This is a genomic window from Lachnoclostridium sp. MSJ-17 (genome assembly GCF_018918205.1).
In the GTDB taxonomy this organism is placed as follows: Bacteria; Bacillota; Clostridia; order Oscillospirales; family Acutalibacteraceae; genus Ruminococcoides.
This window is the reverse complement of sequence record NZ_JAHLQB010000014.1, coordinates 1-11,421: the sequence shown is the minus strand read 5'-3', so window position 1 is coordinate 11,421 and position 11,421 is coordinate 1. Positions and strand designations below refer to the sequence as shown.

Genomic DNA, 11,421 nt, shown 5'->3' with positions numbered 1-11,421 from the left:
TATGTTCAATAAAAGAAAAGGACGGTACGCGGAAACAAAGCCGAATAAGGAACGCACCGTCATCAGCTATGAGGATATGCCTCTCGAGGATTACGAGCAGGAACGCACGAATATTTCCCCGAAGGCAGTCAAAAAAATAATCATCGCTGTGGCTGTCGCGCTTGTGGCGGGACTTCTTGTCCTCGCCTTCGCGAACCGCGACAAGCTTTCTCCAGAAAATCTCTCCATGTGGTGGAGCTACGAGGTTCTCGGCAACGGCGGCAAGGGCTATCCGGTAGAGCTTGTCGGCTCCGAGGTGAAAAAGGGCAATTATGCCGTTAACCAGAGCAGAGTCGCCTACGCTTCCGATACCTCGTTTGTCACTCTCAATTCATCGGGCAAGGAAATAGCCAACGTTCAGCTTCGCTACTCAAAGCCTGTCATGAAGAGCGGCGAGAACCGCTTCCTCACCTACGGACTGGGCGATACGGGCTACCAGATACTCACCTACGACAAGGAGCTCTACGCGGGTACAGCCGACGGAGCTATTTTTACGGGCGACATCGCCCCGAACGGAAACTTCTGTCTTGTAACCGAGGGCAACGGCTTCCTCAGCGAGCTTTACGCCTTTGACAAGAATAACAACAGGATATATAAATATTCTTTTTCAGAATATTACATCAACTCTGTCGCCATAAACAGCGACGGCAGCGGCTGCGTAGCCTGCGGCATCACAAGTAACAACGGCGCGATAAGCACCGGAGTTTATGTGCTCGACTTCTCTAAGGAGGAGCCTTTGGGCAAGTATAAGATCGACGACGACTCGATTCTCGACAGCGCATATATCAGCGGCAGGAGAGTGGCGCTTGTGGGCGAGAAATACTCCTATGTCGTCAAGATAGGCGAGGAGGATTACGTCTCCGTCAAATACGAGGGAAAGCTGACAAATTACTGTTTCAGCCCGTCTACAAGGAGCTACGCCATAGCTCTTTCAAAAAGCGGTGACGGCAGAAGCTGTACGCTCATAAGATATAACGATAACGGCGAAGTTCAGACCGAGATAGAATCCGGCAAGGGCGCCGAGTCGTTCTCGGTGTTCAAGGGCACTATGGCAGTCCTCGACGGCAACACGGTTTACACCTTCAATTCGCAGGGAAATATCACAAACACCTGCGACGCGGGTACAGGCGCCAAGGCGGTGACCCTGACCTCGGATTCCACCGCCTACGTTCTAAGCATCAACCAGATGCGTTATTTCGACCTCGCAAAGGTGACGGCTGAAATGGAGCGTCAGCAGCGCGAGCAGGAAAAGCTTGAGCAGGAGCAGCAAAGCGAGGCGGACGAATGATATCCGATCTGATTATCATAGCGGTATTCATCGGCTTTATAGTTATCGGAGCAGTGCGTGGATTCGCGCGGACTCTGCTCAATTTCGCCGGACTGGTGCTCGATCTGATGCTCTCGCACTTTCTCTCGGGTGTTATTTCGGGCTGGATATACACAACCTTTATTCAGAAGGTAATTCTCTCGAACCTCGAGGCTGAAATCGCGAAGAACGGCTTTTCAGAGGCGGTCGCAAATTCGATGCAGTCGGCTCCGAATTGGGTCACCGTGATGCTCAACACTTTTTTCGCTCCTCTGGGAGTGAACACGGGCAATCTGCAAAAGGGTATTATTATCGACGGCGCCCAGGCTCAGCAGCTTGCCAAGACAATTGAACAGCCTATGAGCGAGATTATCATAGCTGTGCTCAATATCATAGTAATGACAGCGCTGTTCTTTATTTTCATGATTGTGATCAAGCTTATTATCAGGGCGATCCTCAAGGCCTTCAAGGTTCCGGTGCTAAGCGGAATCAATCACATCTTCGGCGGAATTTTCGGCTGTATTGAAGGAATTGTGTTTGTTTGCCTTGCAATTAATATTTTTTATGTTATAATGACATACGCAAGCCCGGCGATGACGGACAACCAACAGTATTTCGGAACGCTTTTCAGGGCGCTGTGCGTATATTTATAGGATATACAGGGTGATATTTATGGATAATGAAAGCTGGAGTTTTAAGATCTCCGATTTATGGACGGTTCCGAACCTATTGACATATCTGAGATTTTTGCTTGTCGTGCCGTTTATGTACTTTTTCCTGCATCAAAATTACATTGCCGCGGCGGTGTGCATAGGATTTTCGGGACTGACCGATTGTTTTGACGGCATGCTCGCGCGCAAGCTCAACCAGGTGACTTCTCTGGGAAAGATACTCGACCCGATTGCCGACAAGCTGACTCTGTTCTCGGTGGCGCTGTGCATGATAATCTACTATCCGGCGATCCTTCCGCTTTTGGGGCTGTTGATGTTCAAGGAAATCACAATGCTGTTCTGCGGACTGATACTGCTGATAAAGCGCATAACTCCGCCGGCGGCGCGCTGGTACGGCAAATTCGCGACCGTCGTGTTCTATTTCTCGGTGGTGACGATAATCTTTTTGAAGGCGGTCTTTTCCTACGAGAGCCTTACGCTTGTGACCGTACTGTTTATTTTGACCGCTCTCGTGATGCTTTTCGCACTTCTTAATTACTCAAGAATGTTTCTTCTTCTTATTAAAGAAAACAACGCGAAAAAAAATCAGTGACGCTTTTGTGAACAGACTTGCTATTTGTCACGATTTATTATACAATAATAACCTATAGGAACCTAACCAACAGATAATATGAGGTACAGACTATGATTTGCAGCAGATGCGGAAAACGACCGGCAGTCGTTTTCGTTACAAATAACAACTCTAAGGACGCGCCGACAGTCGGCTACTGTCTCAGCTGCGCCAAGGAACTGAAAATCAAGCCCGTCGAGGATCTGATAAGCAAGATGGGCATTTCCGACGAGGAGCTCGAGAACGTTCAGGATCAGATGAATTCGCTCATGCAGGGCGGCGATCTGAACAGCCTGATGGAGCAGCTTGGCGCGGGTAATCTCGCCGAGCAGATGGAGGATTTCGCGGCGGAGCAGCCGGGCAGCGACGACGATGATTTTTCTCACGGAGCGCCCGCGTTCCCGAATTTCTTCAACAATATCTTCGGCGGTCAGAAGAATGATTCCCAGCAGGGAACAGGCAAGAAGCCCGAGAAGAAGGAAAAAAAGAGAAAGCACATCAGCCTTTACTGTGAGGATCTGACCCGAAAGGCGAGAGACGGCAAGATCGACCGCATCGTCGGCAGAGACACCGAAATCGCGCGTGTTATCCAGATCCTTTCCCGCCGCACAAAGAACAATCCCTGTCTTATCGGCGAACCGGGCGTAGGTAAAACCGCCATAGCCGAGGGTCTCGCTCTCAGAATCGCCTCGGGCGACGTTCCTCAGCGTCTTAAGAACAAGGAGATCCAGCTCCTTGATCTGACCTCTCTCGTTGCGGGCACTCAGTTCCGCGGTCAGTTTGAGAGCCGCATCAAGGGACTTGTCTCCGAAATCAAGGAAAGCGGAAATATTATCCTCTTTATCGACGAGGTGCACAGTCTTGTCGGCACAGGCGACAGCGAGGGCACAATGAACGCCGCCAATATCCTCAAGCCCGCACTTTCGCGCGGCGAGGTGCAGGTAATCGGCGCCACGACCTTCAACGAATACAGAAAATACATAGAAAAGGACTCCGCTCTCGAGAGACGTTTCCAGCCCGTGAAGGTGGGAGAGCCCACGATCGCGCAGTCTATCGAGGTAATCGCAGGCGTCAAGGAATACTACGAGAACCACCACCGCGTTATCGTGGACGACGATATTGTCCGCAAGACCGTAGTTCTTTCCGAGCGCTACATCACCGACCGCTTCCTGCCCGACAAGGCGATCGACCTTCTTGACGAGAGCTGTGCATGCGCGGCTCTGAGAAATAAGGATCTCGAGCGCAGCGACAGACTCAACGAGCAGAAGCAAAAGCTTGCGCTGCTTAAGGAGGAGCTGACAACGGCTGATAACGTCGATTACGAGAAGCTCGCAGAGGTCAACACCGACCTCGCAAAAATTGATTCCGAGTTGTCGCAGATCAATCCCGATAACCTGATTTCACGCGTTACCGAGGAAGACATCGCCAAGGTTATCGAGCTGTGGACGGGTATACCCGCTTCACGTATCCGCGAGAACGAGCTGTCCAAGCTCGCCGACCTTGAGGATGAGCTCAAGAAAAAAATCATCGGTCAGGACGAGGCTGTTGAGGCTCTCGCCTCAGCGATAAAGCGCAGCCGCTGCCAGATCTCACCGCGCCGCAGACCCGCGTCCTTCATCTTTGTGGGACCGACAGGCGTCGGAAAGACCGAGCTTGTAAAGGTGCTCAGCCAGCAGCTTTTTGATACACCCGAAACTCTTATCCGTCTTGATATGTCCGAGTTCATGGAGAAGCACTCGGTGTCCAAAATCATCGGATCGCCGCCCGGATATGTCGGCTACGACGAGGCGGGACAGGTGACCGAGAAGGTTCGACGCCGTCCGTATTCCGTACTCCTTTTTGACGAGATCGAGAAGGCTCATCCCGACGTGCTCAATATCCTGCTCCAGATTCTCGACGAGGGCAAGGTGACTGACGCCCACGGCAGAGCGGTAAACTTCGAGAACACGGTTATCATCATGACCTCGAACGCCGGCTCAGGCACAAAGGAAAGCGCCCTCGGCTTCGGCAAAACCGTTGAGGACGCTGCAAAGGAGAAGGTTATGAAGGCGCTGTCCGATTTTCTCCGTCCCGAGTTTATCGCAAGAGTCGACGAGGTCATCGTGTTCAATAACCTTAAGTCCGAGGATTACGTAAAAATCGCGGGTCTTATGCTCAGCGAGTACGTTCCCACCCTCGAGGAAAAACATATCGCTTTTACATATGACGACAAGGCATGCGAATACCTTGCAAAGAAGTCCTGCGACGGCAAAAGCGGAGCGCGCGATTTGAGAAACACGATCCGCCGCGAGGTAGAGGAGAAGATAGCCGAGGCGATGATTTCCTCGGAAAACGGAAATCTGTCCGCAATTCATGTCACCTCCGACGGCGAGGGACTGACGGTTCAGTCGCTGTAAATAATTTCAAAAGTATTAAAAGAGCCGACACACGCCGGCTCTTTTTTCGTGAACACAAAGGCTCGCCTTCAAGTCCGGTCACCTGCTTGCTATAAGACAGAATTGCCGGTGACCTGTTGTGTGCGGTGTTTTGACGTTCATCTCGCTTGTGAGGTTCAGCGAAGGGGGAAAGGTTTCATAATCTCTCTCGCTAAAAACGTGCCCCCGCACGTTTTCTTAACGCTCGCCTTCAAGTCCGGTCACCACGCGAAGGTAAAAAACAACAGCACATACCCAAGTGGGTATGTGCTGTTGTTGGTGCCGGTGACCGGACTTGAACCGGTACGGATTTTACTCCGAGGGATTTTAAGTCCCTTGTGTCTGCCTATTCCACCACACCGGCGAAGGATATGAATTGCGCCCCTCACAAAAGTAAGGGGCGCAATGGTGACCCGGACGAGAATCGAACTCGTGTTACCGCCGTGAAAGGGCGGTGTCTTAACCGCTTGACCACCGGGCCGTTGGTAGCGGAAATAGGATTCGAACCTACGACACTTCGGGTATGAACCGAATGCTCTAGCCAACTGAGCTATTCCGCCATCTGTGCTGAAATTCAGCCTTATTATTATACGATAAAAAATGATATTTGTCAATAGAAAAATAAAAAATTTGAAAAAATATATTCAGAGAAATATCTTTGAATAAATTAAAAAAGGGGTTGACAAAAGTCGCGATTTGTGGTATATTATTTAAGCACTTGAGAGAACAGTACACACGCTGGTGTAGCTCAGTTGGTAGAGCAGCTGATTTGTAATCAGCAGGTCGGGGGTTCAAGTCCGTCCACCAGCTCCAACAAAGGTCTACGTCGAGTATCTATTATTGACAATCAAGTGAGTAGACCTAATATATTTGGGAGAATTCCCGAGTGGCCAAAGGGGGCAGACTGTAAATCTGTTGCGTCATGCTTCGGTGGTTCGAATCCACCTTCTCCCACCAAACTCAAATAATCCGAACTTTTTGCTGATTGGCGAAACGTTCGGATTTTTGGTTTTGTGTAGCTATTTGAAAGAGCAATGAATAATTGTCATATTCTGATAAATTATCAATTGTTTAGAAGTTGCTTTTTGACTTTATCCGCAAACGAACATGAATTTGTGAGCATATAATAGTATTTTTCATTTTAATTCTACAATATGTTTTGTTGATTTATATTGATTCCTGTAGTATAATATATGTAAATAATCTGACAATTTTTCCAAATTAAGAGATAGAGCTATTATGAAGTTGCTTTCGTATACTCTCAAGATTTTTGGTAAGAATTAAACAGTTTTATGACATGGTATGCAAAACCAACACAATCGAAGTTTTCTCTTTATTATTTTCTTTTGAAGGAAACAAAAACAATACATAGTAATCAAGGAGCTATTGTATGGGAAAAATACAAATAAAAGATTTTATACTTGGAAAAACCGATGCCTACAATGAGTTTTTATCTTTTGGAAAAGACATATGTAAACATCTATTCTTTGAATTTCCCAATATTGATATTAACAGCTTGTTAGAAGGAAAGGTATATTACATTTGCGGAGAGAAAGGTTCCGGTAAAACAATGTTGTTAAAATACATTGAGACCATTTTACACGATAAAGAGGAGCCAGTTTTCACCTCGTTCATCAGATTTAAAAAAGATGTGGATGATGAGCAAAGAAATATTATTAAACGGACAGGTACAACAATCGACAATGAAGGAACCAGTTCCGAAGAAACGATCGATAGGGTTCTCCCTGTAGATAGTAGCATTAACTGCATTCGAGCATGGCAATTATACCTTATAAAAAATATAGTATTCAACTTAGAAAAAACTGAATATGGAGTTTTTGAAAGAAACGCTACATGGAATAATTTATGTGCGCTATTGCATGCAACATATGGAAACAATCATAGCAAAAGAACTACGCACACTATTATTCCAAAAATTAAACGTGGTAATGTTGAACTAAATATTGCTAGTATCGCAAAAATATCTTTTGATTTGGAGTGGTCTGACCCGGAAAAAAAATGTATTTCTTTTAAATCACTTGCTGATACTGTAATACAATTTTTTTCTGAATTATCCCCCATTGAGGATTCCATTTATGTGTTCGTCGATGAATTAGAGTTATCTTTGAAAAAGTGCAAGCAATATGAGAGAGACATAATTCTTATTCGAGATTTAGTATTTGCAATTCAGTATTTATCTGAAACATGCATTGAAAAAGGCTTCAATGTGTATTTTATAGCTGCAATTCGAAATGAAGTATACAAAGCAGTTCAGTCAATGGGTACTGAAATTAATAAACCGATTCATGATTTTGGCATCCAGATATCTTGGTTACAAAAAGGGGGAGATATTAGAGATAATCCTCTTTTGCAAATGTTAAAAAAACGAATAGCAGTTAGCGAACAAAATAAAAATGTTGAATCCAGTAAAGATATCTGGAAGACATACTTTGCACAGGAAATATCAAATAAGAAGATATATAATTATATCATTAATCAAACTTGGAATAAGCCTAGAGATATTATTCGTCTTTTTTCAATAATTCAAAAACAGTTTGGAGAGGAAAGCTTTATTGATCAGCGTGTTTTTGATGCTGTTAAGCAACAGTACTCTTCTGAATCATGGGAAGAACTTGTTGAAGCATTAAATGCAAACTATACTGATAAAGAAATTGAAGGAATTCGGCATGTGTTAACTGGAATAAGTCTACCATTTTCATCAAAAGAATTTGAGGATAGAATAGAAAAAATGAGTGATTCATTTTTTGAGGTTGAATGCTTAAAGAAGAGAAAGGCATCACATATTATAAGAGATCTTTATGATGTCGGCGTGATTGGTAATTACGGTCGTTTTCCTAGATTTGTTTTCTTTGGTGACAGAGATATTGATCCTTTAACAAAAGTTACTATTCACTACCCTTTAATTAATTTTTTCCGTGCATCAATGAATTATTCAAGAAGCAAATAATAAGCCACATTAAAGCTTATCATTCTGATACCGTAGAATCGTATTTGAAAATATAATTTTTTGAATTTTTGCAGGGCGCATCAATTAACATGCGCCCTGCAACTTATTATTCTTTTCCTTCTCTTTGCCGTTTCCATTCCTCGAATTCTTTTTTGCCCTCTTCTGTTTCAAAGAAAGCTATAATTTCAGGAAGGAATGTTTTTGCAAGTATATCAATTTCGTGCTTTGGAATTTCTGTTTTCTTCGATGCCATAAGGCATCACGGCATTATCTTTTTCCTTTCAACCTCCTTACATACTCATATTGAAGCCGCCTGACTGCGTATTCTTTTTGTTCTTCTGCGGCTGATTCATTGTGGTGCAGTCTTCGGTGTGGCTGTCGTTGTCCAGAATATTCATCACATCGGCAGCCAGATATGCCGAATCAATTCCCAGATGATCAGCAGGATAGTCGGGATAAGCGAAGCCAAAATCAGCTTCTTCAAACTCCGCTTCACCGTCTGTTCCTCCGATGAGAGTTGCTGCGAGAAACTCTCGTTCGCCTTCCCAACCTGTGATTGGAAACTCTCCATCGAGGTCGAGGTCGCCGCTTGAATCTGCTCCGCTTGCTCCCGAAGCGTCTCCTGAAACGCTGTCAGGGTCTGCTCCGTCTGCTTCGCGTGAGCTGTCAGCTGCGCCAGCTGTTCCTCCTGCATATCCGAGAGGTCGCTCCATGTCGCCAGCGTTTTCGTCTGCTCCAAGAGCATATTCAGCATCTCGAATTGGTTTTTCTGCGTCTGAATCAACGCTGTCCAAGCCTTCTCCGGCACCGCGATAAAGGGCGCCGTCTGCGCCGCTCTTTCCAAATTCATCTTCGCTTGTGCTTTCAATGTCTCTGATGATTTTCTCTCTGATTCTGAATTCATCTTCCATATTCTCCTTCAAATATTTTTCTTCATGCAGTTTGTTGTCTCTGCACGGCTTACCGTTCGGGCAGGTGTAGGTGATATATTTGTGCGTATCTTTCCACTTGACCTCATAACCGTCCATCTCCATCAGCTCAATAAAATGCTCTTTGCTGACGGCGTAGCGCATCGCTTCGTCGATTGCCATCGCCAAATCCAACTTCCAGCTCTGACCTTTTTCTGCGACATGATACTCGGCAGTGGACATGCCCTTGACCTTTTTGCTCTTGGGAACGACCACCGAAAAGCCATATTCTATGCAGAGTCTGTCTGAGGCGTCGCGCAGTCGCTGGATTTCATGGTTGTCGGAATGGAACATCAAACCTGTTTCCGCGTTCACGGAATTGACGACGAAATGCGAATGTATGTGGTGACGGTCGACATGAGTGGCGACCAACACCTCGTAGCCGGGGAAGTTTTCCTCAGCGAAACGCAGAGCGATTTCGTGCGCCGTCTCGGGCGAGATCGGCTCGTCCGGATGGAAGGATTGCATGATGTGGTAGTACTGTCTGCCGCCCGGCTTGCGGTATTGCAGCTTGGTATTTATCATTTCATTGAACGCCGACTGCGCCACACAGTTGACTCCGGTGACGAGCTTTCGTCCGTTGTACATGGTTTTCTTGTCCTGCATACAGTAGTGAAGCAGTCCCCATAACCCCTGACGGGTCTGCGTTTTCTTTCGCGCAATGATCGTAACTACCGCTATGCCGACCACCTCTTTCTGTCTAACAGCTCCGTGAGAGTCTTGTTAAGTGAGGCGTATTCCTCTGTCAACCGTTCAAGATTAACGCTTGAAATCTTCCCCATGTTGCTGAGAACAGTCAGCCGGTTGAGGTTTCTGCCAATGGCTTTCTGCTGACGGAGCACTTCGTCCAAGCCGTCAATCACGAAGATTTGTTTTCCGAGAGCGCACTGCGTAACGTACTCGGTCAGGGTTATTTTTGCCTGCTCCGCTTTGTAGTGGACGATGTTCAAATCCTCCTCTGAGATGCGGATACTCATTTTTTTATCTTTCATTTGGTTCCTTTCTGCCGTAAAACGGGTGGCGGGTGTCCCGCCCCAGCTGCATCGGCGGTCGCTGCGCGACCAGTCGAATGCGATGCTGGCCGCAGACGAGTCTGCGCTAAACCCGCGTATGAAACCCGTTTTAAGCCTGTTTTTGATACTTGGTTTTGCTTGCTTCTGATACCCGCGCAAAAGAACGCGTTTTTTTATCTTGTTTTGATTAGCGGCGACAACACGCCCACGTTTGCCCAAATCCGCGCGTGTTTCGCTGTCGGCTTGTTTCTCAGCCTTCTGTGGAAAATCTCACACAGGGGTACACACGGTGTGGTAACGCTGTTGGACGTTTCGGACAGCAAGGACGGCAAGGACAGTAAAACCCCCCGCGGGTATTTGCCGTACCTGCCGTACTTGCCGTACTTTTCAGCGATTGTCAGCCGGTGGGTCGTAGCAGATATCGATACAGCGGTCGTTGTTGCGTTTGCAGTCCTCAAAGGTGACGCCGTTTCCCTCAAGCTCCGACCGGTGCTTTTTCATCATCTTTTTCATGACGTTGGTATGGATTTCGATTCCCGTGTAGCTTTTGAACTCTTCCATGAATTCAGCGTTGCTGCCCGAGAACGCGGATTTATCTTTCATCATCTCAACCAGCTTTTGCATAGGTCTCGGGAGCAGCGTTTCCGGATTCTCCGCACTGTCGGAAATGAAACTCCACGTACAGGTTTCCTTCTCGAAGCGAACATCGAGTTCCCGATACTCGATATCACGCCCCGTGCAGAAGAGAGTAGCGTCCGCGGAAGAGCGTTTGCTCTTTTTCAAAACAAACAGCGTATCGGCGCAGCCTGCCAAGCCGTTGCTGCCCGACATCATATTGAACGGGTCTTCGTCCTCTTTCTTCCGCACATGGTGTACAAGGAGAATCGCGATACCCAATTCACCCGCCAGCGATTTCAAAACCTCTGTTTCGGCATAATCTACGCCGTAGTTGATTTCGGTTGTCGTGCGTATCTTTTGGAAGATATCGATTGCGACCAAAACCGTGTCGGGGTGCTCCGCAACGAAATTGCGTATCTGCTCCTCCAAGCCGTTACCGATTGACAGGCAGTTGATAGAAAAATGCACGTTAGGCGGTACGTCCTCCGTGACCGACAGCAGACGATCCTGCAACCGCGTATTGGAATCCTCCAAACTGAGATAGAGGGTTGTGCCTTTTGTGGTCGGAAAATTCCAGATGTTCTCACCCTTCGCTATCCTGACGCACCAGTCCAGTACCATCCACGATTTGCCGATCTTCATGGAGCCGTTCAGCATCGCAAGCCCCTGTGGGAGCAGGTCTTTGATAACATACCTGATCGGCGGCAAGTCCATCTCTGCCAGTGTTACTCCATCGAGGGTTTGAAGCACCTTTGGCATTGAATCTAAATCCAAGCAATAATTTTCACACATGATTTTTACCTTCTTTCTGTTT

General features: G+C 46.8%; 9 protein-coding genes and 5 tRNA genes. 7 read left to right on the top strand and 7 right to left on the bottom strand.

Annotated elements, in window-relative coordinates; genetic code table 11:
• Position 1 precedes the first annotated feature (1 nt).
• From KQI64_RS00735 to KQI64_RS00720, 4 genes are all read left to right on the top strand, one after another.
• Entirely contained in the window at positions 2 to 1,327 is a 1,326-nt protein-coding gene (locus tag KQI64_RS00735; RefSeq protein WP_216522863.1) for a DUF5711 family protein, read from the top strand.
• On the top strand, positions 1,324 to 1,998 hold the full coding sequence (locus KQI64_RS00730; protein ID WP_216522862.1) for a CvpA family protein: 675 nt from the start codon (positions 1,324 to 1,326) through the stop codon (positions 1,996 to 1,998). The genes KQI64_RS00735 and KQI64_RS00730 overlap by 4 nt, the downstream gene beginning before the upstream one ends.
• Positions 1,999 to 2,017: 19 nt before the next feature.
• Positions 2,018 to 2,608: a CDP-alcohol phosphatidyltransferase family protein gene (locus KQI64_RS00725; protein WP_216522861.1), complete on the top strand. Its 591-nt coding sequence runs from the start codon at positions 2,018 to 2,020 to the stop codon at positions 2,606 to 2,608.
• A 92-nt stretch (positions 2,609 to 2,700) separates the two neighbouring features.
• Positions 2,701 to 5,022 (top strand): ATP-dependent Clp protease ATP-binding subunit, encoded by a 2,322-nt coding sequence (locus KQI64_RS00720; protein ID WP_216522860.1) that lies wholly within the window; start codon positions 2,701 to 2,703, stop codon positions 5,020 to 5,022.
• A gap of 295 nt (positions 5,023 to 5,317) precedes the next feature.
• Here KQI64_RS00720 and KQI64_RS00715 read toward each other — a convergent pair.
• From KQI64_RS00715 to KQI64_RS00705, 3 genes are all read right to left on the bottom strand, one after another.
• Positions 5,318 to 5,404 (bottom strand) — tRNA-Leu (locus KQI64_RS00715).
• A 42-nt stretch (positions 5,405 to 5,446) separates the two neighbouring features.
• Positions 5,447 to 5,521, bottom strand: a tRNA-Glu gene (locus KQI64_RS00710).
• Between the two features lie 2 nt (positions 5,522 to 5,523).
• A tRNA-Met gene (locus tag KQI64_RS00705) sits at positions 5,524 to 5,600 on the bottom strand.
• 177 nt (positions 5,601 to 5,777) lie between these two features.
• Here KQI64_RS00705 and KQI64_RS00700 point away from each other — a divergent pair.
• The 3 genes from KQI64_RS00700 (at position 5,778) to KQI64_RS00690 (ending at position 8,008) form a co-directional block, all read left to right on the top strand.
• Positions 5,778 to 5,853 (top strand) — tRNA-Thr (locus KQI64_RS00700).
• A 59-nt stretch (positions 5,854 to 5,912) separates the two neighbouring features.
• Positions 5,913 to 5,997, top strand: a tRNA-Tyr gene (locus KQI64_RS00695).
• A 433-nt stretch (positions 5,998 to 6,430) separates the two neighbouring features.
• A complete protein-coding gene (locus KQI64_RS00690) occupies positions 6,431 to 8,008 on the top strand; it encodes a P-loop ATPase, Sll1717 family (protein ID WP_216522859.1) in 1,578 nt (525 codons plus the stop codon).
• Between the two features lie 106 nt (positions 8,009 to 8,114).
• Here KQI64_RS00690 and KQI64_RS00685 read toward each other — a convergent pair whose 3' ends face one another.
• The 4 genes from KQI64_RS00685 to KQI64_RS00670 form a co-directional block, all read right to left on the bottom strand.
• Positions 8,115 to 8,261, bottom strand: a complete 147-nt coding sequence (locus KQI64_RS00685) for a hypothetical protein (protein WP_216522858.1) — start codon at positions 8,259 to 8,261, stop codon at positions 8,115 to 8,117.
• Between the two features lie 37 nt (positions 8,262 to 8,298).
• Positions 8,299 to 9,666 (bottom strand): relaxase/mobilization nuclease domain-containing protein, encoded by a 1,368-nt coding sequence (locus KQI64_RS00680; protein ID WP_216522857.1) that lies wholly within the window; start codon positions 9,664 to 9,666, stop codon positions 8,299 to 8,301.
• The gene (locus KQI64_RS00675; protein ID WP_216522856.1) at positions 9,654 to 9,968 is read right to left on the bottom strand and encodes a plasmid mobilization protein; all 315 of its coding nucleotides are present in this window, start codon (positions 9,966 to 9,968) and stop codon (positions 9,654 to 9,656) included. The genes KQI64_RS00680 and KQI64_RS00675 overlap by 13 nt, the downstream gene beginning before the upstream one ends.
• A 408-nt stretch (positions 9,969 to 10,376) precedes the next feature.
• On the bottom strand, positions 10,377 to 11,421 hold a 1,045-nt coding region (locus KQI64_RS00670), incomplete at its 5' end, for an AAA family ATPase (RefSeq protein WP_216522855.1).